The organism is Pseudonocardia autotrophica (assembly GCF_003945385.1).
In the GTDB taxonomy this organism is placed as follows: Bacteria; Actinomycetota; Actinomycetes; order Mycobacteriales; family Pseudonocardiaceae; genus Pseudonocardia; species Pseudonocardia autotrophica.
In genome coordinates, this window is the sequence record NZ_AP018920.1 from 4,272,946 (window position 1) to 4,299,639 (window position 26,694).

A 26,694-nucleotide genomic window follows, 5' to 3' on the forward strand; every position below is an offset into this window, starting at 1 on the left:
CTCAGCCCCGCAGCGCCGGGACGACCTCGCGCTCGAACAGCTCGATCCCGGACCGGTCGTAGGCGGCCTCCGGGAAGTAGCAGATCGCGTAGCTCATGCCCTTGTCCCGCAACACCGAGAGCTTCTCGATGATCTGCTCGGGCGTGCCACAGCCGGGCATCCCGCGGAACGCGCCGAGCGCACCCTGCGCCTTCTCCTTCCCGACCAGCGGCTCCAGCCGGGCGACGAGCTGCTGCAGCCGGTCCTCCACCTCGTCCTCGGTGCGGCCGATCGCGATGTTGTAGTTCGACGACCGGACGATCGCGTCGAAGTCGGTGCCGAGCTCGCGGCAGTGCCCGGCGAGGATCTCGGACTTGTGCGCGAACCCCTCGGGAGTGCCGTCGAAGTTGGTGTACTGCGCGTACTTCGCGGCGATCTTCAGCGTGACCTTCTCCCCGCCGCCGGCGATCCAGAGCGGGATGCCGCCGTCCTGCAGCGGCTTCGGTGCGACGATCGCGTCGTCGACCTGGTAGTGCTTCCCGTCCAGGCTGACCCGGCCCTCCCGCCACGCCTGCGCGAAGATCTGCACGCCCTCGTCGAGCATCCCGAGCCGGACGCCGGGGCGCGGGAACCCGTAGCCGTAGGCCCGCCACTCGTGCTCGTACCAGCCGCCGCCGATGCCCATCTCGACCCGGCCCTTGGAGATGACGTCGCAGGTGGCGGCGACCTTCGCCAGGTAGGCGGGGTTGCGGTAGGCCATGCAGGTGCACATCTGGCCGAGCCGCACCCGCTCGGTGCTGGCGGCGAACGCGGCCATCAGGCTCCACGCCTCGTGACAGGCCTCGTCGGTCGGCGCCGGAACGGTGTGGAAGTGGTCGTAGACCCACACCGACTCCCACACGTCGCCGCGGTCGGCGTACTCGGCGAGGCCACGCATGACGTCCCACTGGGCGTTGGTGTCGATACCGACGAGATCGAGTCGCCAGCCCTGGGGCACGAAGAGTCCGAAGCGCATGGGCCGAGCCTAGGACGCCCGCGCCCGTCCGGCGCGAGGAGTGCACTCTGCACAGTCGGGGCCGTCCGATTCCACACAGTGACCCGTGACCGGGCTCCGACCTGCACCTAGCGTTGCCGACCATCACCCGCACGAGGGCCGAGGGAGAACAGCCATGAGCGGTGGGGTCGGCACGGACGACTACGCACTGGCCAGGGTGCCTGCGCACGCCCGGTACTCCTGGTGGAGCGTCGCGGTGCAGCGCTTCGGGCAGGTGTCGGCGCTGAGCCAGTTCCTGCTCGGGTCGACGCTCGGCTTCGGGATGGGGTTCTGGGACGCCTTCATCGCCTTCACCCTCGGCGCGGTGATCCTGGAGATCGTCGCGATCGGCGTCGGGATCATCGGCTGCCGCGAGGGCCTGAACACCTCGGTGCTGGCCCGGTGGACCGGGTTCGGCCAGGGCGGGAGCGCACTGATCGGCGTCGCGATCGGGATCAGCCTGGTCGGCTGGTTCGGCATCCAGTCCGGGGTCTCCGCCGAGGGCCTGGTCACGCTGATCGGCGGGCTGCCGGCCTGGGCCTGGTCGCTGGTCTTCGGACTGGCGGTCACGATGATCGTGCTGTGGGGCTTCGGCTCCATGCAGTGGGTCGCCTACATCACGGTGCCCGCGTTCCTGGCGCTGGTCTGCTGGTCGATCGGGAGCGTGCTGCTGGGCCACGACCTCGGCGCGCTGACGGCGAGCCCGCCACCGGGTCCCGCGCTGTCGATGGTGGAAGCCACCACGCTCGTCGCGGGCGGGTTCATCGTCGGCGCGATCATCACCCCGGACATGACCCGGTTCAACCGCAGCTCCGCCGACGTCGTGAAGCAGACCGTCGTCGGCTTCACACTCGGCCAGTGGCTGATCGGCATGTCCGGTGTCCTGCTGGCGCACGCGATCCGCTCCGACGACATCATCATGATCGTCACGTCGTCGGTCGGCTGGATCGGAACGCTGATCATCATCCTGGGCACCCTGAAGATCAACGACTGGAACCTCTACTCGGCGGGTCTGGGCGTGGTGAACTTCGCGGGCACCGTGCTGGGGCGCACCGTCAACCGGCCGCTGGCCACGTTCCTGCTCGGCGTCGTCGGCTCGGCGCTGGCGGCGGGCGGCATACTCGGCCAGTTCACCGGGTTCCTGTCGCTGCTGGGCATCGCGTTCCCGCCGATCGCCGGGATCATGGTCGCCGAGTACTTCGTGGTGAAGCGCTGGCGCGGGGACCTGGAGCGTTCCCGGGAGCGCGGCGAGCTGCCGCCGACCTCGCCCACCTGGGTTCCGGCGACGCTGCTGATCTGGGTGGTCGCGGGCCTGGTCGGCGGCCTGGTGGAGATCGGCCTGCCCAGCATCAACTCGATCGTCGTCGCGTTCGTGCTCTACGTCGTCGCCGGCAAGGCGGGCCTGATCCGCGGGTTCGGCGAGTCCCGGACCGAGCTTCCGCAGCGCAGCACCGCACCCGTCCGTCCCTGAGCGGACTCACCCTGGAGGTCCCTTTTCCATGCGTATCGGCATCGACGTCGGCGGCACCAACACCGACGCCGTCCTGCTCGGCGACGACGCGAGCGGTTCCGGCCCGGGCCGGGTGCTGGCGGCCGTCAAGTCCTCGACCACCGACGACGTCACCTCCGGCATCGTCGGCGCGCTCGCCGGGCTGCAGCAGCGCCACCCGTTCACCCCGTCGGACGTGGAGGCGGTGATGATCGGGACCACGCACTTCGTGAATGCGCTCGTCGAGGCCCGGCGGCTGGCCCCGACCGCGGCGCTGCGGCTCGGCCTCCCGGCCACGGCGGCGCTGCCGCCGATGGTCGACTGGCCGCAGCGACTGATCGGCGCGATCTCCGGCCGGTCCTATCTCGCGCACGGCGGCCACGAGTTCGACGGCAGGCACATCTCGGCGCTCGACCCGGACGAGATCCGGCTGCACGCCGCCGACATGGCCGCGCACGGGGTCCGCTCGGTCGCGGTGTCGTCGGTGTTCTCCCCGGTCAACAGCGAGTTCGAGGTGCGCGCCGCGGAGATTCTCGCCGAGGAGCTCGGCCCGGACGTCCCGGTCTCGCTCTCGCACGAGATCGGCCGGGTCGGCCTGCTGGAGCGGGAGAACGCGACGATCATCAACGCCGCGTTGCGCGAGCTCGCGGCGCACATCGTCGACGCACTCGCCGGCGCCGTCTCCGGCGCCGGCATCGCCGCACCGCTCTACCTCAGCCAGAACGACGGCACTCTGATGGACGTCGGCTACACCCGCCGCTACCCGGTGGCCACCTTCGCCTCCGGGCCGACGAACTCGATGCGCGGTGCGGCCGTGCTGTCCGGGCTCGGCAGCTGCGCGGTCGTCGACGTCGGCGGGACCACCACCGACGTCGGCGTGCTCACCCACGGGTTCCCCCGGGAGGCCGCGGTGGAGGTGAGCGTCGCCGGGGTCCGCACCAACTTCCGGATGCCCGACGTGCTGAGCGTCGGGATCGGTGGCGGCTCGCTGGTCCGCTCGGACGGCGCGGTGACGGTCGGGCCGGACTCGGTCGGCTACCGGCTGACCGAGAAGGCACTGGTCTTCGGCGGGGACACACTGACCGCCACCGACATCGCGGTCGCGGCGGGCCGCGCCGAGATCGGCGACGGCTCCCTGGTCGCCGATCTCGCGCCGGATCTGGTGGCCGCCGCGCTGGACCGGATCGCGACCGACGTCGCCGACGTCGTGGACCGGATGCGGATCTCCGCCGATCCGCTCCCGGTCGTCGCGGTGGGCGGCGGATCGGTGCTGCTGCCCGACGGGTTCCCCGGGCTGGGCGCCGTACACCGGCCGGAGAACTTCGCGGTGGCGAACGCGATCGGCGCGGCGATCGCGCAGGTCGGCGGCGAGGTCGACCGGGTCTACGCGATCGCGCCCGGCCGCCGCGACGCCGTCGTCGACGAGGCCAGGCAGGAGGCGGTCGACCGTGCGGTGGCCTCCGGTGCCGATCCGGCGACCGTTGCACTCGTCGACTTCGACGAGGTCCCGATCCCCTACCTGCCCGGCAACGCCACCCGGATCCGCGCGAAGGCGGTCGGGGACCTGCGGCTGGAGCGGGCGAGCGCCCGATGAACGCGGCCTGGTTCCCGGAGTCGCCGGCTGCGAGCGTCATCGCGCCGCCGGTCCGGCCGGTCCTCGACGTCGAGGACATGCCCGATCTCGCCCGCGGCGCCGCGGTACTGGGCACCGGCGGCGGCGGGGACCCCTACCTGGGACGGCTGCTGGCCGAGCAGGCCCTGCGCGAGCACGGCCCGGTCCCGCTGGTCCGGCCCGAGGATCTTCCCGACGACGCCTGTGTGCTGCCGGTCGCGCAGATGGGCGCACCCACCGTGAGTGTGGAGAAGCTGCCCGCCTACGCCGAGATCGGGCGGGCCGTCACCACGCTGGCCGAGCACCTCGGGCGCACCCCGACGCACGTCGCCTGCATCGAGGCCGGCGGGATCAACTCGACGCTGCCGGTCGCCGGGGCCGCACTGCTCGGCCTCCCGCTGGTCGACGGGGACGGGATGGGCCGGGCGTTCCCGGAGCTGCAGATGGTGCTGCCCGGGATCGCCGGGGTGCCCGCCACCCCGATGTCGATCACCGACGAGCAGGGCAACACCGGCGTGCTGACCTGCCCCACCGCGAAGTGGGCGGAGGATCTGGCGCGGTCGATGACGATCACCATGGGCTGCACCGCGATCATCGCGAACTATCCGATGACCGGCGCGCAGGCCAGGGAGACGCTGATCGGCGGGACGCTCGGGCTCTGCGTCCGGATCGGGCGCGCGATCGCCGCGGCCAGGGCCGGGCTCGATGACCCGGTGGCCGCGGTCGCCACCGAGACCGGTGGGACGGTGCTGCACACCGGCAAGGTCGTCGACGTCGCCCGGCGCACCACCACCGGCTTCGCCCGCGGTGAGGCCCGGATCACCGGCGACGGCGGCGACTGCCTGCTCCGCTTCCAGAACGAGCACCTGCTGGCCGAGGTCGACGGCCGGATCGTCACCACCACCCCCGATCTGATCATGGTGCTGGACACCGCGACCGGTGAGCCGGTCACCACCGAGGCGCTGCGCTTCGGGCACCGGGTCAGTGTTCTCGGCGCCCCGGCGGACCCGCGCTGGCACACCCCGGCCGCGCTCGCCGTCGTCGGACCCCGCTACTTCGGCTACGACACCGACCCGGTGCGGGTCGGCGCACCAGGAGGAACCGCGTGAGCTGGACCCTGACCCCCGACGACCTGCCCGACCTGGCCCGCGGCGCGGCGCTGCTGGGCACCGGCGGTGGCGGCGATCCCTACATCGGCAGGCTGATGGTCGAACAGGCGATGCGTGAGCACGGTCCGGTGACGGTGCTCGACCCACACGATCCGGCCGACCTCGCCGACGAGGCGTTCGTCATCGCCACCGCGATGATGGGCGCCCCCACGGTCATGATCGAGAAGATCCCGCGCGGGGAGGAGCCGGTGCTCGCGCTGCGCCGGCTCGAAGCGCATCTGGGCCGCACCGCGGACGCGACCATCCCGATGGAGTGCGGTGGCATCAACTCGATGATCCCGCTGCTGGTCGCCGCCAGGACCGGGCTCCCGGTGATCGACGCCGACGGGATGGGCCGGGCGTTCCCCGAGTTGCAGATGGAGACGTTCGGCGTCTACGGGGTCGCCGGGTCCCCGATGGTCGTCGCGGGCGACCACGGGGAGTCGGTGCTGATCGACACCGGCGCCGACAACCATCGGATGGAGTACCTGGCCCGCGGCACGGCGATCCGAATGGGCGGCTCCGCGCTGATCGCCGAGTACCCGATGTCCGGGCACGACGTGCGGCGCACCGCGATCCCGCACACCCTCACCCTGGCGCTGCGGCTCGGCCGGGCGATCAGGGAGGCCCGCGAGCGGCTGCACGACCCGGTCAGCGCGATCGCCGAGACCCTCGCCCCGACCCTCTACCGGCACCTGCGGGTGCTGTTCGCCGGGAAGGTCACCGACGTCGAGCGGCGCACCGTCGACGGGTTCGCCCGCGGCAGCGCCCGGTTCGCGGCCTTCGACGGCGGCGCCGAGCTGCACACCGTGTTCCAGAACGAGACCCTGGTCGCGACCGTCGACGGAGAGACGGTCGCCGTCGTCCCCGACCTGATCTGCGTGCTGGAGGCCGAGTCCGGCGAGCCGATCACCACCGAGGCGCTGCGCTACGGCCAACGGGTGGTCGTCGTCGGGATCTCCACCCCGGACATGATGCGCACCCCGGAGGCACTCGCGGTGTTCGGCCCGGCCTGTTTCGGGCTGGACGTGCCGTTCGTGCCGGTCGAGCGGGACCGCGCGACCGATCGGGTCTGACCGCACCACCGGTGCGCCGCCGCCCGCACTGGCAGGATCGGCGACCGTGGAGCTGACCGCTGCGGACGTCGACCCGTTGGTCGCCGGGCTGACGCTGCTCGGCTCCGGCGGCGGCGGGGACGCCGGGGTCTACACGCACGTGCTGCGCTCGGCGCTGCGCGACCGCTCGGTGCGGCTGCACTCCCCCGCCGAGCTCGGCGACGCCCCGGTGACCCCGGTCGGGATGCTGGGCGGCACCCGGGTGCTGAACGAGAAGCTGCCCTCGGGCCGCGAGCTGGCTGACGCGGTCCGTGCCCTGGTCCGCTGGACCGGGGTGCAGCCCGCAGCGGTGATGCCGCTGGAGGCCGCCGGGCTGAACGGTGTGCTGCCGATCCCGCTGGCCTGCGAGCTGGGGCTGCCACTGGTCGACGCCGATCTCATGGGCCGGGCGCTGCCCCGGGTCGACCAGCTCACCCGGATCGTCTCGGGCGGCTCGGTGACGCCGATGGCGCTGGTGGAGCCGGTCGGCCGGACCGTCGTCGTGGACGGCGGCGACCCGGTCGGCACCGAGCTGACGGTCCGGTCGTTCGTGGCGCAGGCTGGCGGCTGGGCGGGCACCGCGATGGCCGCCGCACCGGCATCGGACGCCCTGCACGACGCCTGCCTGGGCACGCTGGGCCGCGCGCTGCGCCTGGGCCGCGCGCACGCCGGGCTCGGCGACACGCCGGCCCCCGAGCGGGTCGCCGCCGCTCTGGAGGGCTTCCCGGCCGGTGCCGGACGCGTCGTCGACGTCCGGCGGGCGCCGGGTGCCCGGTTCGGGCGGGCCACCGTGACCGTCGACGGCGGCGGCACCGGCGTGCTGCGGGTGGAGGCCGAGAACGAGTACCTGCTGGTGCTCACCGACGGTGAGCCGGTGGCCGCGTCACCGGAGCTGATCGTGCTGCTGCACCGGCGCTCAGCCGCCCCGATCGCCACCGACGCCGTCCGCACCGGCGACGACGTACTCGTCCTGGTACTGCCGGCTCCGCCCTGGTGGGCGGCCAGGGCGGACGCCCACCGGCACGTCGGCCCGGAGGCGTTCGGGCTGGGGCGACCCGTTGCACCGGAGGCGATCCGGTGAACGGTCTCGAGCTGGCCGGCCTGCTCGCCCACCCGGACTGGGCTGCGGTGCTGCCACTGGCCGGCGGTGCCCCCGGTGCGGCCCGCATCGAGAGCGTCGTGACGACGGCGGACGTGCACGGCGACCCGGCGGCGGCAGGCGGTGCGCTGCTCGCCGTCGTGGTGTCCGCGCCCCGCGACGACTGGCATCTCGACGTGCTGCTCCGGCGCGCGGTCGCGGCCGGCGTGGCCGCGGTGCTGCTCGCCGGAGCCGAGCCGCTGCAGCCCGCGACCCGGCTGCTCGCCGAACGGATCGGGTTGCCGGTGTTCGGCGCCGACGATGCGCTGGCCGCCGCGCTGGCCGCGGCCCGGCTGCTGCACGAGAGCGATCGGGTGATCGCTGCGCTGGTGACCCGCACCGCTGCGGCCTGCGCGACCGCCTCCGGTGGGGTGGATGCGCTGGTCGCCGAGCTGGCCAGGACCTGGCGGCATCCGGTGTGGCTGCTCGACCCGGCAGGCTCGGTCGTCGCCGGGACGGGCGAGCCGCCGGAGGAGCCGGCGCTGCTCGAGGTGCCGCTCGGCCCGGAGCCGCCGGGCGGCAGGCTCGCCGCTGCGGTGCCGGTGGGTGTGCCCGCCGAGACGGCGGCGGTGCGGGCCGCGCTGGGTGTCGCCGCCGGGACGGTCCGGCAGCGGATGGCCGAGCAGCGGCTGACCGTCGAGCGCGACGCCCGGCTGCGCACCGCGCTGCTCTCGGAGATCCTGCAGGCCGGTGATCCGGTACCGGCCGCGTTGCGCCGCAGGGCCCTGGACGCCGGGTGGTCGCTGGACGGATGGCACATCGGTATCCGGATGGACGTGCCGCCGTCGGTCGACGCCGTCGCGGCCCGGGAGCGGGTGCTGCGCGCGATGGAGTCGGCGCGGCTGCGCGCCGTGGTCGTCGAGCTGGGTTCGGGATGGAGTGCGTGGACGACGTTCGCGCACGAGCCGGGTGCCACCGAGTTGCAGCAGCACGCCACGGCGGCGCGCCGCGCGCAGTGGCTGCTGCGCACCTCGCTGCCGACCTCGACCGGGGTCGGCCGGGTGCATCGCGACGCCGCCGGGCTCGCCCGCAGCCTCGGTGAGGCCGGGGACGCCGCCCGGCTGGCCGCCGAGCGCTCGGCGAGCGGCCGGTTCGTGCACGTCGACCGGCTCGGTCTGGGCGCGCTGCTGCTGGCCTGGACCCGCACCGACACCTTCCTCCCGGCGGCCAGGTCGATGCTGGAACCACTGCAGGGGCGGCCGGGCGACCTGATCAGGACCCTCACCACGTTCCTGGACGCCGAGTCGTCACTCACCGAGACGGCCGCGGTACTGGGCGTGCACCGCAACACCGTCGCGACCCGGGTGGACCGGATCCGCGACCTGCTGGGCATCGACCTCGGCGACCCGGACGAGCGGCTCGCGGTGCACCTCGCCTGCCGCAGCGTGTCGTTCCACAGCTGACCGGCACCCGCCCTCCCCGGGAGGGTCGGGGGCTACCGTCGGTGTCATGGGCACAGGCGGGGAGCGTGCGATCGGCTATGCCGAGCAGGAGCAGGTGGTCCGGGCGCTGTCCGCGCACTACACCGCCGGGCGGCTGCAGATCGACGAGTACGACGAGCGGGTCCGCCGGGCTCGTGCCGCGACGACCCCGGCCGAGCTGGCCGAGCTGTTCACCGACCTCCCTGGCCCGGTCCCGGACGCGGCGGCCCCCGCGCCGGGCGGAGGCGCGGATGTCACTGTCGCGCAGCGCACCCCGAGCAGCTCAGACACCACGGGCACCACGGGCACCTCGCACACCCCGGGCACGGCGTACGCACCGGGCACGCCCTACACACCGGGCATGCCGTACGCGCCGGGCCTCGGTCAGGTCCCCGACGCCCCGTCGTCCCCAGGCGCCCCGCACTCCCCCGGCGCCCCGCACTTCGGTACCCCGCACTCCCCGGGGGCGCCGCCCGCCCCCGATGCCGGGCAGCCACCGGGAGCGGGCCGGCACCCGGCGTGGCCCGCGCCACCGCCCGGCCCGGGCTGGGCGAGCGGCGCGGCCTTCGCCGCCCCGCCGCCGGCCGCCGTCCCCTATGCAGGCAGCTACCCGCCGCATCCCGGCCCGCCCGCCTACGGCGCGTACGCCGGATACGACCAGGCGGCCCCGTTCGGCAGGGAGCCCTACTCGGGGCGGCCGTACTCGGACCGGCAGCGGACCGTCGGCGGTCTGCTGCAGCTGTTCCTGCCGTTCGGCGTCGGCCGGTTCTACACCGGGCACACCGGTCTGGCGGTGGCGCAGCTGGTGGTCACGCTGGTCACCTTCGGGCTCGGCGCGATCTGGTCGTTCGTCGACGGGATCGTGATCCTGGGCGGCAGCCCGACCGACCCGGCCGGTCGCCCGCTGCGGCCCTGATCCGGCTCAGTCGTCGCCGTCGCGGCGGCGCGCGAAACGCTCCGGCCGGTCCACCCACTCGGTCCCGACCGGGCGCGGCTCGGCCTCCCCGGCCAGCACCGACCGGGCGGCGAGCAGCCCGGCACAGGTGACCGCGTTGACGATCTCACCGGCGAACACCATCGCGACGGCCTCGTCGAGCGGGATCCAGCGCAGCTCGAGATCGGCCTCCTCGTCGTCACCCAGGTCCGGGCGCGGCTCCTCGGTGAGCCCGCGGGCCAGGAAGATCCGGACCGACTCGTCGGAGAAACCCGGCGACGGGACGACGTCGAGCAGCACCGCCCAGTCGGTCGCCGACAGTCCGGCCTCCTCGGTGAGCTCACGCCCGGCAGTGACGACGGGGTCCTCCCCCGCGACGTCCAGCAGCCCGGCCGGGAGCTCCCAGAGCCGGCGCCGCACGGCGTGCCGGTACTGGTACAGCATCCGGACCCGCCGCTGCTCGTCGACGGCGAGCACCGCGACCGCGCCCGGGTGCTCCAGGATCTCCCGGGTGGCGACCCGCCCACCGGGCATGACGACTCGGTCCGAGCGCAGCGCCATGACCCGGCCCGAGTAGATGTCGGTGGCCGAGCGGACCGGGAAGTCGTGCTCTCCCGGGCGGGTCACGAGCCGACGACCGGGGACGTGGGGCCGGGGACCGGCCAGCGCCTGATCTTCACCCCACGGAACACTACTGCTCCGCCACGAGCCTGCCGCGCAACAACGTTCCCCCGTACCGGTCACGACGTCGATCCCGTCGGACCGGTACTGGTCAGGAACCGGGACGAACCCGGCAGCAGTGATCGTCGACGCGAGCCGGGCCGTCGGCGGGTGCCCGTCAGCTCGGGCCGGCGGTCCGCTCCGCCGGGGCGACGCCGTTGCTGCCCGCCTCGACGCCGACCTCCCCGGTACCGGCCTGCCCAGCACCGGACTGTCCGGCACCGGACTGTCCGGCACCGGTCTGTCCGGCACCGGTCTGCGCGGCCCCGGCTTCCCCGGCGCCGGCCTCCTCGGCCACGCTCCCGTGCCGCCCGGGCAGCTCCACCGGCAGCCGCTCCTCGGCCCGGTAACGCAGCGCGGCACGGATGAACGCCGCGAACAGCGGATGCGGCCGGGTCGGCCGGCTCTTCAGCTCCGGATGCGCCTGGGTGCCGACGAAGAACGGGTGCTCGGTCTCCGGCAGCTCCACGAACTCGACCAGGGAGCCGTCCGGCGAGGTCCCGAACACGAGACCGGCATCGGTCAGCCGCTGCCGGTAGTCGTTGTTCACCTCGAAGCGGTGCCGGTGCCGTTCGGAGACCTCACGGGTCCCGTACGCCTTCGCGACCACCGATCCCGGCTCGAGCAGCGCCGGGTATGCCCCGAGCCGCATCGTGCCGCCCATGTCGCGCTCGCCGGCGACGACGTCGCGCTGGGTCGCCATCGTCGAGATCACCGCATGCGGGGTCTCCGGGTCGAACTCCGACGAGCTCGCGCCGTCCAGCCCGGCGATGCTGCGCGCGGTCTCGATCACCATGCACTGCAGGCCGAGGCACAGCCCGAGGGTGGGGATCCGCCGGGTACGTGCGTGCGTGATCGCGCCGAGCTTGCCCTCGATGCCGCGGATACCGAACCCGCCCGGCACCAGCACGGCGTCCACCCCGTCGAGCGCCTCGGCCGCACCGGCCGGGGTCTCACAGGCGTCCGACGGCACCCAGCGGATGGTGACCTTCGCATGGTGGGCGAACCCGCCGGCGCGCAGCGCCTCGGTCACCGACAGGTACGCGTCGGGCAGGTCGACGTACTTGCCGACCAGCGCGATCGTCGCGGTCTCCTGCGGGTGGTGGACGCGGTCGAGCAGGTCGCCCCACACCGTCCAGTCCACGTCGCGGAACGGCAGCCCGAGTCGGCGGACGACGTAGGCGTCGAGGCCCTCGCCGTGCAGCACCTTCGGGATGTCGTAGATCGACGGCGCGTCCGGCGCGGCGGCGACGCCGTCGAGCTCCACGTCGCACATCAGCGAGATCTTGCGCTTCATCGCGTCCGGGATTTCGCGGTCGGCGCGCAGCACCAGCGCGTCGGGCTGGATACCGATGTTGCGCAGGGCGGCGACCGAGTGCTGGGTCGGCTTCGTCTTCAGCTCGCCGGACGGCGCCAGGTAGGGCACCAGCGAGACGTGCAGGAAGAAGCAGTTGTCCCGGCCCACCTCGTGCCGGACCTGGCGAGCGGCCTCGACGAAGGGCAGCGACTCGATGTCGCCGATCGTGCCGCCGACCTCGGTGATGACGACGTCCGGGGCGATCCCCTCGGCGTCCGGCGCTGCCATCGCCAGCACCCGGTCCTTGATCTCACCGGTGATGTGCGGGATGACCTGCACGGTGTCGCCGAGGTACTCGCCGCGGCGTTCCTTGGCTATCACCTCGGAGTAGACCTGGCCGGTGGTGACGTTCGCCCGGCCCTGCAGGTTCCGGTCGAGGAATCGCTCGTAGTGGCCGATGTCGAGGTCGGTCTCCGCGCCGTCCTCGGTCACGAACACCTCACCGTGCTGGAACGGGTTCATCGTCCCGGGATCCACGTTGAGGTACGGGTCGAGCTTCTGCATCGTGACGCGGAGCCCGCGCGCGGTGAGCAGCTGACCGAGGCTCGAGGCGGTCAGTCCTTTACCCAGTGAGGAAGCGACCCCACCGGTGACGAAAAGATGACGGGTGGCGCGAGTCTGCACGGATTTTCAGCCTACCGATCGCTGTGGGACGGCGGGAACCGGCCCCTCCGAACCGTCGCCGGAGCCGTAGTGACCGGTCCCGCCACCGTTGCGTTCGGCGACGGCGAGCACCGTCGCGATCCGGCCGGCGCCGGTGCCGACGCCGTCGACCGTGGAGAGCGGATCGCCTGCTACACGGGCCGCGCCGACCGCGCCGTGCGGGGCGGCGTCCCGGCCGGCCAGCACCGCTCCCGCGCCGCGGCGGTCCAGCTCGACCGCGAGCTCGGTCGCGGTGGCGGCCGAGCCGGCGGCGTCGACGCCCTCGAACGGTCCCCCGGTGACGACGACGGTGAGCCGTCCCGCCGCCGGATCCCCGGCCGGCTGCTCGGCGAACCCGCCACCGGCGAGACCGGCCAGCACCGCGGACGCCTGCTGCGGGTCCGGCGCGGGCCCGTCGGCCGGCACCAGCAGTGCGGCTCCCAGCAACCCACCGGCGAGCGTGCCCGCCTCGGAGGACGCCGGCAGCTGCGCGCCGGAGGGCAACAGCTGCGCCGACAGGTCGCGGAGCTGATCGGCACGGGCCGGGTCGGCGACGGCCGGGGTCAGCACGATCTCCGCGGCGACCGTCCCGCCCGCCGCGGCGACCAGCTCGGCGACGGCCCGGGTGTCGGCCGGTTCGGCGCCGAGCGCGACGAGGGTGACCGGCACCCCGGTCAGCGTGTCGCGCACGACGTCCGGCCCGATGCCGGCGGTGAACTCGTCGCCCGAGGCCTGCCGGGCGGCGAGCACGTCCCGCTCGGCCCGCAGCTGGTCGACCTCGCTCGTCGTGGCCGACGCCGCGACCGAGGCCGCGATGCGTTGCGGCAGCCCGACGGTCGCGATCGCCATACCGGCGGCGAGTGCGAGCACGAAGACCGCGACGAGGGCGATCCGGTGGTAGCGCCGCGAGATCACGCCGGGAACCAGGACCGCACGGTCTCCAGCAGCCCGCGTGCCCATTCCAGCACTGCGGGACCGGCCCCGGACACCATCACCGCGACGACGACGGCGACGATCGCCGCCACGACGAGCAGCAGCAACGGAGCGAACGACGACCGGCTCCGGTACATCTGCGCGATCAGTGCGCCGTCCACCAGCGAGCCACCGGCCTGCAGCCGGGTCAGGAAGGTGGAGGCGTTGCTGCCGGAGCGGCCGCGGTCGAGGAACTCGGCCATCGACGCGGACAGCCCGACGGTCACGATCATCGCCGCACCGTGGTGGTGGGCGAGCAGCAGGGCGAGGTCCTCCGGGTTGGCCATCGACGGGAACGTCACGGCGCTGGCACCGAGATCCTGCACCCGGTGCAGGCCGGGCGCGTGCCCGTCCGGGAACGCCGGCACGACGACGTCGGCCCCGCTGGTCAGCGCCTGGTTCGACACCTCGGACGGGTCGGCGACGATCAGGTCCGGCTTGTACTTCGCGTTCATCAGCGCGTCGGCGCCCGCCCCGACCCCGATCAGGACCGGCCGGTACTCCTTGATGTAGGCGCGCAGCCGCTTCAGGACCCGGGTGTGTTCGAACCCGGCCGCGACGACCAGCACATGCCTGCCGTCGAGCGGGACGTCGACCTCGGGCACCCCGTGCCCGTCGAGCAGCAGCGAGCGTTCCCGGCGCATGAACTCGATGGTGTTGGCGGCGAACGCCTCGAGCTGGTGGGTGAGGCCGGACTTGGCCTCGTCGAGTGCGTCGGCGACGGTGTCCTCGGTCTGCACCCGGCCCTCGCCGAGCGGCTGCTCGCCGGAGTAGAGCACGCCGTCGTGCAGCCGGACCTTCGCGCCGTCCTTGACCGCGCGCATCAGGTCCGCGCCGCAGTCGTCGACCAGCGGGACACCGGCCTCGACCAGCACCTGCGGGCCGAGGTTCGGGAACCGGCCGGAGATCGACGGTGCGGCGTTGACGACCGCGGCGACCCGCGCGGCCACCAGCGCGTCGGCGGTGGCACGGTCGAGATCGACCTGGTCGAGGACGACGATGTCACCGGGCTTGAGCCGGCGCAGCAAGGCCTCGGTACGGCGGTCGGTGCGGACCGGGCCGGTCAGGCCCGGCAGCTCCGGTCGCGAACGGTGCAGCAGGCCGGACAGCTTCATGGGTCGCACTGTGGCAGGTGAGACGGCTGTGACGGCGAAGGCACGCCGGGCCGGTGCCCGGCTATCCCGCGCGCGGCACCCGCCGGCGCCGGGCCCCACCGCCGGAGGACGACGCTCCCGCCCGCCGAGACCGCGCCTCGGCCAGGTCCGCGGGCTCGGCCGCGACGATCTCCTCGCGACGGTCCGCCTCGCGGTGCGCGGTGGCCGCGGCGAGCAACTCCTCGGCATGCGCGCGGCCGGTGTCGGTGTCGTCCATCCCGGCGAGCATCCGCGCCAGCTCCGCGGTGCGATCCTCCTCCGCGAGCCGCCGCACGCTGGATCGGGTCACCCCCGCTCCGGATGCCTTCTGCACCACCAAGTGCCGATCGGCGTAGGCCGCCACCTGCGGCAGGTGCGTCACGACGATCACCTGGTGCCGGGCGGCGAGCCGGGCCAGCCTGCGGCCGATCTCCACCGCGGCACGGCCACCGACTCCGGCGTCGACCTCGTCGAACACCATGGTCGGTACCGGATCGGCACCGGCGAGCGCGACCTCGAGCGCGAGCATCACCCGGGACAGCTCGCCGCCCGATGCCCCCTTGTGCAGTGGCTGAGCCGCGGCACCGGCGTGCGCGACGAGCCGGATCTCGATCTCGTCGACGCCGCCGGAGCCGGCGTGGCACTCGCGGCCGTCGACCACCAGCACCGGGCCGGAGTCGCCGGCCGGGCGCGGCGCGACACCGACCTGCAGCCGGGCGTCGCGCATCGCGAGACCCGCGAGCTCGGCGGTGGTGGCCTCCGCCAGCCGCCCGGCGGCCTCGGTGCGTGCCGCGGTCACCGCGGCCGCGTGCTGAGCCAGCTCGGCGGCCAGCTCGTCCCGGCGGGCGGCGAGTGCGGCCAGCGCGTCGTCGGAGGTGTCGAGACCGCTCAGCCGCTCGCGGGCGGTGCGCGCCCACTCCAGCACCCCGTCGGTGTCGCCGGCGTACTTGCGGGTGAGCGAACGCAGCTCGGCCTGCCGGGCGAGCACCTGTTCGAGCCGTTCCGGATCCGCGTCGAGCCGGTCCAGGTACCCGGAGAGCTCGGCGCCGGTGTCGGCCAGGATCGCGAGCACCTCCGCGAGCCGTGGCCCCAGTTCCTGCAGCGCCGGATCGCCGCTGCCCTCGGTGAGCGAGCGCGCCTGCCCGACCAGCCCGATCGCGCCGGGAAGCTCTCCGTCGTCCGGCCCGGACAACGCGGCCCGCGCGGTCTCCGCGGCGGCGCGCAGGTCATCGGCCTCGGTCATCCGGCGGCCCAGCTCGACGAGCTCACGATCCTCCCCCGGCTGCGGATCCACCGACTCGATCTCGGCCAGACCGTGCCGCAGCATGTCGGCCTCCTGGGCCAGCCGGCGGGCGTTGCCCCGGCGCTCGGACAGCTCGGCGATCACACCGGTCCATTCGGTGCGGATCGCCCGGTACGCGGCCAGCGGGACCGCCACCGGTTCGCCGGCGAACCGGTCGAGCAGCGCCCGCTGGTCGGAGCTGCGCAGCAACCGCAGCTGGTCGTTCTGCCCGTGCACCGCCAGCTGCGCCTCGGCCAGCCTGCCGAGTACCCCGACCGGCACCGACCGGCCACCGAGGTGGGCCCGTGACCGCCCGTCGGCGGAGACGGTGCGCGCGGCGATCAACGTACCGTCTTCGTCCGGTTCGGCGCCGACCTCCTCGGCCAGCTCGAGCGCACCCGGCGACGCCGCGAAGCGACCCTCGACCACCGCCCGCCGGGCCCCGGACGACACCCTCGACGATTCCGCGCGACCGCCACCGAGCAGGTTCAGCCCGGTCACGACCATGGTCTTTCCCGCACCCGTCTCACCGGTCAGCACGGTCAGGCCCGGGTCGAGCTCCAGGGTCGCGTCGTCGATCACTCCGAGGCCCTGGATCCGCATCTCGGCCAACATGGGTGGGACCATACGTTCGAACCCCGACGGAAAACATCGCCGACACGCGATCAGGGGCGAACATGTGTTCGTACGGTCGGATCCGTGCGGCGAGCGGTCGATCAGGTGTTCGAGGACCGCCGTTGCTGTGCGCCGCGCCAGCCGCGGACCGGAAGATCGAACTTGCGGACCAGCCGGTCCGCGAAGGGCTGCGCCGCCAGCCGCACCATCCGCACCGGCTCGGCGGCCCGGGTCAGCTCGACCCGAGCTCCCGGCGGCACCGCGATCGTCCGTCGTCCGTCGCAGTCGAGCACCGCGGGCGGCCCCTCGGCGGAGACCTCGATCGCGACCGCGCTGTCCGGTGCGATCACCAGCGGCCGGGCGAAGAGTGCGTGCGCGTTGCTCGGGACCACCAGCAGGGCCTGAACCTGTGGCCAGATCAGTGGGCCGCCCGCGGAGAACGCGTACGCGGTCGAGCCGGTCGGGGTGGAGCACAGCACGCCGTCGCAGCCGAACGACGACACCGGCCGGCCGTCCACCTCCAGCACGACCTCCAGGATCCGGCCTCGGGTGGTCTTCTCGACGACGGCCTCGTTCAGCGCCCAGGTCCGGCCCAGCACGTGCCCGTTGGCCCGTACCACCGCCTCCAGCGTGGTCCGCTCCTCGACCTCGTAGGCGCCCGCGGCGAGCTTGTCGAGCGCCTCGTCGAGGGTGTCCTCCTCGGCCTCGGCGAGGAACCCGACGTGCCCCAGGTTCACCCCGAGCAGCGGCACCCCGGACGGGCGCGCGAGATCCGCGGCGCGCAACAGCGTCCCGTCGCCGCCGAGGACGAGGACGGCCTCCGCACCGGTCGCGCAGTCCGGGCCGGCCGACACCTGTACCGGGGCGAGGTGCGCCGGGACATCGGGATCGGCGCCGATCTCGGCCCACTCGTCGGCCAGTACCCGGGTCCGCAGGCCCAGTCCGCCGAGTTCGCCCATCACCCGCAGGGCCGTCTTGCGGTTGGCCGGACGCCCGGTGTGCAGGACGAGCAGGACCTCCCTCATGCGGGTCCGTCCGCGACGGCCGCGGCCAGCATCGGTTCGAGCTCGGGACCGGGCCCGGGGTCGCCGTCGGGGCGTCGCAGGTGCAGGAAGTACTCGACGTTGCCGGACGGGCCGGGCAGCGGGCTGGCCACGGCGCCGAGCACCTGCAGGCCGTGCTCACCGGCCGCGGCGGCGACACCGTGCAGCGCGTCGGTCCGCAGTCCGGGATCGCGGACGACGCCGCCGGAGCCGAGCCGCGCCTTGCCGACCTCGAACTGCGGTTTGACCATCGGGAGGAGGTCCCCGCCGGGGGCGGTGCACGCGGCGAGCGCCGGCAACACGGTCCGCAACGAGATGAACGACAGGTCGGCGACGGTCAGGTCCACGGGTCCGCCGATCTGCTCCGGTTCCAGCGCGCGGACGTTGGTGCGGTCGTGCACCCGGACCCGCTCGTCGGACTGCAGCCGCCAGACGAGCTGGCCGTAGCCGACGTCGACGGCGACGACCTCGCGTGCCCCGCGCTCGAGCAGCACGTCGGTGAAGCCGCCGGTGGAGGCTCCGGCGTCCAGGCAGCGCCGCCCCGCCGGGTCGACGGTGGTGAAGGCGTCGAGCGCGCCGAGGAGTTTCTTCGCGCCGCGCGAGGCCCACTCCGGGCCGTCGTCGTCGGGCCGGACGACCACCGGCGCATCCCGTTCCACGACCGTCGCGGGCTTCGCGGCGGGCATCCCGTTGACCGTGACCCGGCCGGCCGCGATGAACTCGGCGGCCTGGCCCCGGGACCTGGCGAGTTTGCGCCGGACGAGCTCGGCGTCCAGCCGTGCGCGGGTGGGCGGCACGCTCAGCCCCGTTCCGATCCGGCGCCGAGCGCCCGGCCGAGCGCGCCGTGCACCCGCTCGAACGCGGCCGGATGCTCGGAGATCGGCCGGTCGGCGAGATCGTCGAGGCCGGCCACGGCCGCCTCGACGTCGGCGCGCAGCGCCGCGACCGGGCGATCTTCCGCCTGCCGCGGGTCACCGGGACGCGGGCCGGGGGTGGGGACGCTCATCGATGATCTCCGGGGACGGGGGACTCGCTGGCCACGGTAGTCGAATGCGGCCGGGTGCGATCGCGGGCACCGCGCTCGCCCCGTCCCTCCGGACGGGCCGGGCGTCTCAGGTGCCGATCCCGAGCTCGTCGAGCACCGCGGCGGCCGCCGCACCGTCGGCGGTCACCCGGTTCGCACCGTGCTCCCAGGCGACCGCGCACAGCGCGCGGAGGGCGTCGACAGCGGGCTCCGGGCCCTCACCGGAGCCGGCGAGCCGCAGCCCGTCCGGACCGTGCTCCACCTGCCAGCCCGGGCGCGGCCCGGGCGTCAGTTCGTCCGGGTCCCTGCCGAGGGCCGCCATGTCCGCACCGAGATAGGTGGGGCGCAGCGCGGGCGGCGCGGCGAGCAGGTCGGCGGCCCCGTTCACACCGGTCAGCACCATCAGCGACGGCGCCTGCAGCGCGTGTGCACCTTCGATGTCGGTGTCCAGCCGGTCCCCCACGACCAGCGGACGGGTCGCGTCGCCCTGCCCCTCGCGCAGCAGCCGCGCGGCGGGCTTGCCCGCGACCTGCGGCTGCGCACCGGTTGCGGTGCGCACGACCTGCACCATGGAGCCGTTGCCGGGTAGCGGGCCGCGATCGGTCGGCAGCGTCGGATCGACGTTCGTCGCGATCCACAGCGCACCGGCCCGAATCGCGACCACCGCCTCGGCGAGCACCCGCCATCCGGTGTCCGGCGAGTGCCCCTGGACGACGGCGACGGCCTCGTTCGCCGTACCGACCACGGTGAGGCCACGTGCCCGGACCTCGTCGGCGAGCGCGTCGGTACCGATGACGAGGACCGGTGCACCGGCGGGCAGCTGCTCCGCCAGCATCGTGGCGCCGGCCTGCGAGCTGGTGCGGACGTCGGCGACCCCGGCCGGGAAGCCCAGCTCGGTCAGGTGCGCGGCGACGTCCGCGGGGCTGCGGGAGGCGTTGTTCGTGACGTAGACCGTCGGCACACCCCGCGCGGCGGCGGCGAGCACCGCCTCCAGCGCGCCGGGGACGACCTCCGGGCCCCGGTAGAGGGTCCCGTCCAGGTCGGCGAGCAGAACGTCGTGCCGGGACAGCAGATCGTCGGTCATGAGCGTGCCGTCCCGGGGTCCACGGCCGTCGGGCCGTCGGTGCCGGACTCTCCCGTGGCGGCCTCGCCGGTGGCGGCCTCGCCGGTGACGGGCTCCCCCGGAGCGGAGGAGTCCCCGTCGGCCACAGCACGCTCGCCGGCAGCAGCCGGCTCCTCAGCGGGCGTCCGCCCGTCGGCGGGAGTCGGCCCGTCAGCAGCGACCGGCTCGTCGGCGGCGACCCGGTCCTCGACGGAGACAGTGCCCTCCACGGAGACAGTGTCCCCGGCGGAGTCCGCCGACACCGGCTCGTCGGCGGTGGGCGCAGCGGAGCGGGCCGGCTCGTCGGGTGTTTCGCCCGGCAGCTCCTCGTAGCCGATGGTCAGATCGTCGTCGTCGGACGCCGGAAGCTCCTCACCGGTCAGCTCGGCGATCCGGACGGCGGCGTCGGTCTGCTCGTCGGTGTCGGCGTCGTGGGCGTGCACGAACCACTGGATGGCGTCCGCCTCGCGGCCCGCGGCGAGCAGGTTGTCGGCGTAGGCGTAGAACAGCCGCGAGCTCCACGGGTCGCGGGCAGCGGCGTCGAGCTCGGCAACCTGCAGCCCGACGACGGCCGCATCGAACTCACCGAGGTCACGCCGGGCACCGGCCGCGACGATCAGCAGCTCGATGCGCTCCTCCTGGCCCAGGTCCCTCGACTCGGGGCTGCGCGCGAGGTCGAGTGCACGCTCGGGACGGCCGAGCGCCCGCTCGATGTCCGCCATGACGTGGACGTGACCAGGCCCCCCACCCATCCGGCGGGCGGCACGGAACTCGCCGAGCGCCTCGTTCCACTCACCGGCGTGGTAGGCGACGATCCCGGCTGCCTCGCGCACCACGGCGATCCGCGACGCGCGACGCCGTGCGTACCGGACGTGCTCGAGTGCCAGCGCCGGGTCCTCGTCCACCAGCACACCGGCCGCAACCAGGTGCCGGGCGACGCTCTCAGCGGTTTCCTTCTGCAGGCCGCGCAGGTCACGCCGGACACTCGGGTCGAGCTCGGCGGCCGAGACCGAGTGCGGGAGATCCGGCTCGGTCACGAACGTCCGCTCGGCGGACTCGGGGATACGACGGGGACGGTCGCCCCGGTCCCCACGCTCCCGGTGGTCCGACGGACCGCCGCGGGAGTCCCGCCGGGACGCACCGCGGCCGTCATCGCGACGTGCGGGCCGGTTGTCGCGGTGCCCGCGATCGCCCCGGTCGCGCTGCGGCGTCTGCCGCCCGGAGGTGCGCTGCTCCGCGGACCGCTCGGTGACGGCCTGCTCCTGTGCCGGCGGGGTCGTCACGTCTGCCGAGACGCGCCGCTCCTGCTCCACCGCGACGTGGTCGGCACTGTCCCGCACAGCACCGGCGCTCGCCGACACCGCACCGGCGCTCGCCGCCGCCGCGTCAGCCCGGTCCGACGAAGCCTCAGCCCGGTCCGCCACAGCATCGGTCCGGTCCGCCGTGGCGTCGGTCCGGTCCGGCACGGCGTCGGTCCGGTCGGCGACGACGCCGGTGCTCTCCGCGACGGAGCCCTGCCCACCGGACGGCTCCTCGTGCCGTGTCGCGGACCGTCGCTGGTCCGGCTCCGATCGAACGGGACCGACCTGCTCATCGGGACGGACGTCGCCGTCGACCTGCTCGGCCGGACGCCGCTCGTGCCCGATCCCGGTGCTGCCTGCGTCCTCCCGGGGACCGCGATCGGCCGGACGGTGCCCGGCGTCCCGATTCTCGGAGGGACCGTCCGTCCGGGATCCACGCGGCCGGTCGTCACGCGGCCGGTCGCGGACCGGACGTGCGGGGCGCTCACGCCCCTGGCTTGCGCCACGATCATCCCGGTCCCGGGACGGACGACCACCGCGGTCGTCCCGGTAGGACCCACCGGTGCGCCGGTCGCCGTCACGGGTCGGACGGCCGCCCTGCGAGCCACCTGGCCTCTCGGTGCGTCCCCGGTCGTCCCGGCCGCGGTAGCCGCGGTCCTCACGTCCGGCCGAGGACGAACCCCGATCGCCGCGGTCGTCGAACGACCTGGGCCGCTCGTCCCGCCCACCGGACGGGCGAGCACCGCTGTCGCGGAAAGAACGCGCCGGTCGGCTCTCGCCGCCGCGTCCGCCGCGGTCGTCTCCGCCGCGGTAGCCACCGCCCCGGGCGCGGTCGTCCCGACGGGGCCCGCGATCGTCGGCACGGCGGTCCCGGTCGTCGCGGCGCGCGCCGCCCTGACCTGACCTGCCGTCGCGCGCGGACCACGAACTGCCCGAGCCGCGCTGGTCGCCGCGGCGGTCCCGGTCGTCACGCCCGCGGTAGCCGCCGGAATCTCCACGACCCCGGCCACCCTCACGGGGCCGATCGCCACCCGACTCGCCGCGACCACGGCCACGCGAGTCGTCATCACGGCCCCGGTAACCACCGCTGCCGCCCTCGCGGCCGCGGAAGCCGCCGGCATCGTCCTTACGGCCCCGGTGACCACCGCTGCTGTCATCACGACCGCGGTAACCGCCACCGCTGTCGGACCGACCCCGGTAACCACCGCCGCCCTCGCTCCGGCCACGGTCGCCGCTGCCGCTGTCCTTGCGGCCCTGGTAACCACCACCGCTGTCGGGACGACCGCGGTAGCCGCCACCGTCGTTCCGGCCGCGGTCACCGCCGCCGCTGTCCTTGCGGCCCTGATAGCCGCCATCGCTCTCGGATCGACCGCGGTAGCCACCGCCGTCGTCCTTACGCCCCTGGTAGCCGCCGCCACGGTCGTCGCGACCGCGGTAGCCGCCGCTGTCGTTCCGGCTGCGATCGCCGGCACCGTCGTTTCGGCCCCGGTAGCCACCACCGTCGCGCTCGCGTCGGTCGCCGTCGCTCTTGTCGCGAGCCCGGAACCCGCCGCCGCGGTTCTCGTCCCGGCCTCCGCGGCCCTGGTTGCCGCCGGACTCGGGGCGACCGCGGGCCGGTGGCCCGTCGCCGCGGTAACCGCCGGAGTCCCGACGCGCACGGTTGGTGCCGCCGTCATCGGTGCCGCGGTAGCCGCCGCTGCGGTTCGGACCGCCGCCTGCGCGGGGCCGGTCGTCGCGCGGCCGGTCCCCGCCCTTGCGGTCGCCCCGGTCGTCGCGCCGGCCGCGCGAGTCGCCGGACCGTCCGCCGGCGTCGTTCCGCGCGCGGTCGCCGCCGCTCTGGCCCCAGCCGGAGCCGGAGCGGGAGCCGCTACCGCCGGTCCGCTCCGAGCGCCCGCGGTCACCGCCTCCCCGGCCGCTGCCGGGACGTTCCCCGTCCGTCACGTGCTCAGGGTACAAAGGAACACCGTCACTTCCGCGGTCGGACGACCGCACCGAGCTGACCGTTCTTCGCGCCGGAGCCGGCGGAGACGATCGGAGACAAAAGAAAAAGGGGGAGTCCGCACGGTGACAACACCGGAACGGACTCCCCCTCTCGAAGGTTGAATGTCGGCAGCGACCTACTCTCCCACACCCTGTCGAGTGCAGTACCATCGGCGCGGAAAGGCTTAGCTACCGGGTTCGGAATGGGACCGGGCGTTTCCCTAACGCTATGACCACCGACAACACTATCAACTTCTCTTCAACCCACCACACAACCAAAACTGGTTGTGGGCTCAGGGTCACACAGTGGATGCGAACAAAATGTTGTGAGCAAGCCCTCGGCCTATTAGTACCGGTCAACTCCACCCCTCACAGGGCTTCCATCTCCGGCCTATCAACCCAGTCATCTCCTGGGAGCCTTACCCACTCAAGGTGGTAGGAGACCTCATCTTGGAACAGGCTTCCCGCTTAGATGCCTTCAGCGGTTATCCCTCCCGAACATAGCCAACCAGCCGTGCCCCTGGCGGGACAACTGGCACACCAGAGGTTCGTCCGTCCCGGTCCTCTCGTACTAGGGACAGCCTTCCTCAAATCTCCAACGCGCGCGGCGGATAGGGACCGAACTGTCTCACGACGTTCTAAACCCAGCTCGCGTACCGCTTTAATGGGCGAACAGCCCAACCCTTGGGACCTACTCCAGCCCCAGGATGCGACGAGCCGACATCGAGGTGCCAAACCATGCCGTCGATATGGACTCTTGGGCAAGATCAGCCTGTTATCCCCGGGGTACCTTTTATCCGTTGAGCGACACCCCTTCCACAAGGTGGTGCCGGATCACTAGTCCCGACTTTCGTCCCTGCTCGACCCGTCAGTCTCACAGTCAAGCTCCCTTGTGCACTTACACTCAACACCTGATTGCCAACCAGGCTGAGGGAACCTTTGGGCGCCTCCGTTACTCTTTGGGAGGCAACCGCCCCAGTTAAACTACCCACCAGGCACTGTCCCTGAACCAGATCATGGCCCGAGGTTGAGACACCCAATTCGACCAGAGTGGTATTTCAACAACGACTCCACACCCACTAGCGTGAACGCTTCACAGTCTCCCACCTATCCTACACAAGCCGAACCGAGCATCAATACCAAGCTATAGTAAAGGTCCCGGGGTCTTTCCGTCCTGCCGCGCGTAACGAGCATCTTTACTCGTAGTGCAATTTCGCCGAGTCTGTGGTCGAGACAGCGCCCAAGTCGTTACGCCATTCGTGCAGGTCGGAACTTACCCGACAAGGAATTTCGCTACCTTAGGATGGTTATAGTTACCACCGCCGTTTACTGGCGCTTAAATTCTCCGCTTCGCCCCGAAGGACTAACAGGTCCTCTTAACGTTCCAGCACCGGGCAGGCGTCAGTCCGTATACATCGTCTTGCGACTTCGCACGGACCTGTGTTTTTAGTAAACAGTCGCTTGGGCCTGGTCTCTGCGACCACCCACCCCTAGCCTGCAAGAGGCCTCAAGGCAGATGGCCCTCCTTCTCCCGAAGTTACGGAGGCATTTTGCCGAATTCCTTAACCACAGTTCTCTCGATCGCCTCGGTATTCTCTACCTGACCACCTGTGTCGGTTTGGGGTACGGGCCGCAACAGCACTCGCTAGAGGCTTTTCTCGACAGCATGGGATCACCCTCTTCGCCTCAATCGGCTACGCATCACCTCTCACCCTTCACGATCCCCCGGATTTACCTAGGAAATCAGGCTACAGGCTTACACCACGACAACCACCGCGTGGCGGAGCTACCCTCCTGCGTCACCCCATCACTTGCCTACTACCAGATCGGATCCCACGCTCCCCCACAAACACAACTCCCGAAGGAGCCGAGGTGGGTTCGGATGGTTAGCATCACCAGATTCAGCATGGACGCACTATCACGAGCACGGGAATATCAACCCGTTGTCCATCGACTACGCCTGACGGCCTCGCCTTAGGTCCCGGCTCACCCTGGGCGGAACAACCTGGCCCAGGAACCCTTGGTCATCCGGCGGCAGAGATTCTCACTCTGCATTCGCTACTCATGCCTGCATTCTCACTCCCACACCCTCCACCCGTAAATCACTCCCGGGCTTCACCAGATGCAGGACGCTCCCCTACCCAACAACACTCTACGTGTCATTGCCACGGCTTCGGCGGTGCGCTTGAGCCCCGCTACATTGTCGGCGCAGGACCACTTGACCAGTGAGCTATTACGCACTCTTTCAAGGGTGGCTGCTTCTAAGCCAACCTCCTGGTTGTCCGGGCGATCCCACATCCTTTCCCACTTAGCGCACGCTTAGGGGCCTTAGCCGGTGATCTGGGCTGTTTCCCTCTCGACCACGAAGCTTATCCCCCGCAGTCTCACTGCCGCGCTCTCACTCACCGGCATTCGGAGTTTGGCTGACTTCGGTAAGCTTGTCGGCCCCCTAGGCCATCCAGTGCTCTACCTCCGGTGAGAAACACACGACGCTGCACCTAAATGCATTTCGGGGAGAACCAGCTATCACGAAGTTTGATTGGCCTTTCACCCCTACCCACAGCTCATCCCCCAGGTTTTCAACCCTGGTGGGTTCGGGCCTCCACGACGTCTTACCGACGCTTCACCCTGGCCATGGGTAGATCACTCCGCTTCGGGTCTACACCCCGCGACTCCACCGCCCTATTCGGACTCGCTTTCGCTACGGCTACCCCACACAGGTTAACCTCGCCACGAAGCATAACTCGCAGGCTCATTCTTCAAAAGGCACGCCATCACCCTGCCCCACAAAGAGACTTCAGGCTCTGACGGCTTGTAAGCACACGGTTTCAGGTACTATTTCACTCCCCTCCCGGGGTACTTTTCACCTTTCCCTCACGGTACTTGTCCGCTATCGGTCATCAGGTAGTATTTAGGCTTGACGGGTGGTCCCGCCAGATTCACAGCGAATTTCACGGGCTCGCTGCTACTCGGGAACAACATTCATGACAGACACTGCATTTTCGCGTACGGGGCTCTCACCCACTCCGGCGACCCTTCCCAGAAGTCTTCCGCTAACACAGCACCACATCATCCCACCCTCGGCAGAAGGTGAACAACACGTCCCAACAACCCCGCACCCGCAACACCTGCCGGCTTGACACGGACACGGTTTAGCCTCTTCCGCTTTCGCTCGCCACTACTCACGGAATCACTATTGTTTTCTCTTCCTGTGGGTACTGAGATGTTTCACTTCCCCACGTTCCCTCCACGCACCCTATGAATTCAGGTACGGGTAACACCCCATGACGGGTGCTGGGTTTCCCCATTCGGACACCCTCGGATCACAGCTCGGTTGACAGCTCCCCGAGGCCTATCGCGGCCTCCCACGTCCTTCATCGGCTCCTGATGCCCAGGCATCCACCATGTGCTCTTAACAACTTGACCACAACAAGATGCTCGCATCCACTATGCAACACTCAACCCACAACCACACCAACCCGGACAGCAACCACCACACCCCACACAAGGAACGCGTTAGGAAACCACCAGACGGACGGCCAGAAGACAACACCCAACCGGATGTCCCCTCAGGACCCAACAGTGTGCCGAACTCAGCCTTGACGCCTCATGTTCCACCCAGACACACCCCGGAACACGAACGGCCCCGACAGGCATGATCTCGAATAAGGAACC

17 protein-coding genes, 2 rRNA genes and 1 pseudogene are annotated in these 26,694 nt (G+C 72.1%); 7 read left to right on the forward strand and 13 right to left on the reverse strand.

The window, feature by feature from the left end; translation table 11 throughout:
* Position 1: 1 nt before the first annotated feature.
* On the reverse strand, positions 2-994 hold the full coding sequence (locus tag Pdca_RS19985; protein ID WP_085916348.1) for an LLM class F420-dependent oxidoreductase: 993 nt from the start codon (positions 992-994) through the stop codon (positions 2-4).
* 154 nt (positions 995-1,148) lie between these two features.
* On the opposite strand from Pdca_RS19985, the gene Pdca_RS19990 reads away from it, so the two are divergent.
* Genes Pdca_RS19990 through Pdca_RS20020 form a run of 7 tightly spaced genes read left to right on the forward strand, consistent with a single transcriptional unit; the run spans position 1,149 to position 9,830 of the window.
* Positions 1,149-2,483 carry a purine-cytosine permease family protein gene (locus Pdca_RS19990; protein WP_085916347.1) on the forward strand — a complete coding sequence of 445 codons (1,335 nt, stop codon included), beginning with the start codon at positions 1,149-1,151 and terminating at the stop codon, positions 2,481-2,483.
* Between the two features lie 28 nt (positions 2,484-2,511).
* Positions 2,512-4,095 carry a hydantoinase/oxoprolinase N-terminal domain-containing protein gene (locus Pdca_RS19995; protein WP_085916346.1) on the forward strand — a complete coding sequence of 528 codons (1,584 nt, stop codon included), beginning with the start codon at positions 2,512-2,514 and terminating at the stop codon, positions 4,093-4,095.
* The gene (locus tag Pdca_RS20000) at positions 4,092-5,222 is read left to right on the forward strand and encodes an S-methyl thiohydantoin desulfurase family protein (protein ID WP_085916345.1); all 1,131 of its coding nucleotides are present in this window, start codon (positions 4,092-4,094) and stop codon (positions 5,220-5,222) included. Before Pdca_RS19995 ends, Pdca_RS20000 begins: the two co-directional genes overlap by 4 nt.
* The gene (locus Pdca_RS20005; protein WP_085916344.1) at positions 5,219-6,337 is read left to right on the forward strand and encodes an S-methyl thiohydantoin desulfurase family protein; all 1,119 of its coding nucleotides are present in this window, start codon (positions 5,219-5,221) and stop codon (positions 6,335-6,337) included. Before Pdca_RS20000 ends, Pdca_RS20005 begins: the two co-directional genes overlap by 4 nt.
* Before the next feature lie 46 nt (positions 6,338-6,383).
* Positions 6,384-7,436, forward strand: a complete 1,053-nt coding sequence (locus tag Pdca_RS20010; protein WP_158092345.1) for a DUF917 domain-containing protein — start codon at positions 6,384-6,386, stop codon at positions 7,434-7,436.
* Entirely contained in the window at positions 7,433-8,896 is a 1,464-nt protein-coding gene (locus Pdca_RS20015) for a PucR family transcriptional regulator (RefSeq protein ID WP_085916342.1), read from the forward strand. The genes Pdca_RS20010 and Pdca_RS20015 overlap by 4 nt, the downstream gene beginning before the upstream one ends.
* Before the next feature lie 46 nt (positions 8,897-8,942).
* Positions 8,943-9,830 (forward strand): DUF1707 domain-containing protein, encoded by an 888-nt coding sequence (locus tag Pdca_RS20020; RefSeq protein ID WP_085916341.1) that lies wholly within the window; start codon positions 8,943-8,945, stop codon positions 9,828-9,830.
* A gap of 6 nt (positions 9,831-9,836) precedes the next feature.
* On the opposite strand, the gene Pdca_RS20025 is transcribed toward Pdca_RS20020, so the two are convergent.
* The 12 genes and pseudogenes from Pdca_RS20025 to Pdca_RS20080 form a co-directional block, all read right to left on the reverse strand.
* The gene (locus tag Pdca_RS20025; RefSeq protein ID WP_085916340.1) at positions 9,837-10,475 is read right to left on the reverse strand and encodes an NUDIX domain-containing protein; all 639 of its coding nucleotides are present in this window, start codon (positions 10,473-10,475) and stop codon (positions 9,837-9,839) included.
* A 406-nt stretch (positions 10,476-10,881) separates the two neighbouring features.
* Positions 10,882-12,549: pseudogene (locus tag Pdca_RS20030) on the reverse strand (CTP synthase); the annotation flags it as partial.
* 6 nt (positions 12,550-12,555) lie between these two features.
* Positions 12,556-13,482: a copper transporter gene (locus Pdca_RS20035; protein ID WP_085916339.1), complete on the reverse strand. Its 927-nt coding sequence runs from the start codon at positions 13,480-13,482 to the stop codon at positions 12,556-12,558.
* Entirely contained in the window at positions 13,479-14,654 is a 1,176-nt protein-coding gene (gene steA, locus Pdca_RS20040) for a putative cytokinetic ring protein SteA (RefSeq protein ID WP_085916338.1), read from the reverse strand. The genes Pdca_RS20035 and steA overlap by 4 nt, the downstream gene beginning before the upstream one ends.
* Before the next feature lie 61 nt (positions 14,655-14,715).
* Positions 14,716-16,569, reverse strand: a complete 1,854-nt coding sequence (recN, locus tag Pdca_RS20045) for a DNA repair protein RecN (RefSeq protein WP_085916337.1) — start codon at positions 16,567-16,569, stop codon at positions 14,716-14,718.
* Between the two features lie 101 nt (positions 16,570-16,670).
* Positions 16,671-17,594, reverse strand: a complete 924-nt coding sequence (locus tag Pdca_RS20050; RefSeq protein WP_085916336.1) for an NAD kinase — start codon at positions 17,592-17,594, stop codon at positions 16,671-16,673.
* Positions 17,591-18,409 carry a TlyA family RNA methyltransferase gene (locus Pdca_RS20055; protein ID WP_085916335.1) on the reverse strand — a complete coding sequence of 273 codons (819 nt, stop codon included), beginning with the start codon at positions 18,407-18,409 and terminating at the stop codon, positions 17,591-17,593. Before Pdca_RS20055 ends, Pdca_RS20050 begins: the two co-directional genes overlap by 4 nt.
* 2 nt (positions 18,410-18,411) lie before the next feature.
* Entirely contained in the window at positions 18,412-18,618 is a 207-nt protein-coding gene (locus tag Pdca_RS20060) for a hypothetical protein (RefSeq protein ID WP_085916334.1), read from the reverse strand.
* A gap of 106 nt (positions 18,619-18,724) precedes the next feature.
* Positions 18,725-19,720 carry an HAD hydrolase-like protein gene (locus Pdca_RS20065; protein ID WP_085916333.1) on the reverse strand — a complete coding sequence of 332 codons (996 nt, stop codon included), beginning with the start codon at positions 19,718-19,720 and terminating at the stop codon, positions 18,725-18,727.
* Positions 19,717-21,078: a tetratricopeptide repeat protein gene (locus Pdca_RS35680; protein WP_158092344.1), complete on the reverse strand. Its 1,362-nt coding sequence runs from the start codon at positions 21,076-21,078 to the stop codon at positions 19,717-19,719. Before Pdca_RS35680 ends, Pdca_RS20065 begins: the two co-directional genes overlap by 4 nt.
* A gap of 2,065 nt (positions 21,079-23,143) precedes the next feature.
* Positions 23,144-23,260: ribosomal RNA gene (gene rrf / locus Pdca_RS20075) — 5S ribosomal RNA — on the reverse strand.
* An 85-nt stretch (positions 23,261-23,345) separates the two neighbouring features.
* Positions 23,346-26,445 (reverse strand): 23S ribosomal RNA (locus Pdca_RS20080).
* Positions 26,446-26,694 lie beyond the last annotated feature (249 nt).

What these genes read in the sequence shown, in the direction of transcription:
- Pdca_RS19985 (WP_085916348.1), bottom strand. Translation starts at nt 994, where the DNA reads ATGCGCTTCGGACTCTTCGTGCCCCAGGGCTGGCGACTCGATCTCGTC.
- Pdca_RS20020 (WP_085916341.1), top strand. Translation starts at nt 8,943, where the DNA reads ATGGGCACAGGCGGGGAGCGTGCGATCGGCTATGCCGAGCAGGAGCAG.
- steA (WP_085916338.1), bottom strand. Translation starts at nt 14,654, where the DNA reads ATGAAGCTGTCCGGCCTGCTGCACCGTTCGCGACCGGAGCTGCCGGGC.
- Pdca_RS19995 (WP_085916346.1), top strand. Translation starts at nt 2,512, where the DNA reads ATGCGTATCGGCATCGACGTCGGCGGCACCAACACCGACGCCGTCCTG.
- Pdca_RS20050 (WP_085916336.1), bottom strand. Translation starts at nt 17,594, where the DNA reads ATGAGGGAGGTCCTGCTCGTCCTGCACACCGGGCGTCCGGCCAACCGC.
- Pdca_RS20060 (WP_085916334.1), bottom strand. Translation starts at nt 18,618, where the DNA reads ATGAGCGTCCCCACCCCCGGCCCGCGTCCCGGTGACCCGCGGCAGGCG.
- Pdca_RS20065 (WP_085916333.1), bottom strand. Translation starts at nt 19,720, where the DNA reads ATGACCGACGATCTGCTGTCCCGGCACGACGTTCTGCTCGCCGACCTG.
- recN (WP_085916337.1), bottom strand. Translation starts at nt 16,569, where the DNA reads ATGTTGGCCGAGATGCGGATCCAGGGCCTCGGAGTGATCGACGACGCG.
- Pdca_RS20000 (WP_085916345.1), top strand. Translation starts at nt 4,092, where the DNA reads ATGAACGCGGCCTGGTTCCCGGAGTCGCCGGCTGCGAGCGTCATCGCG.
- Pdca_RS19990 (WP_085916347.1), top strand. Translation starts at nt 1,149, where the DNA reads ATGAGCGGTGGGGTCGGCACGGACGACTACGCACTGGCCAGGGTGCCT.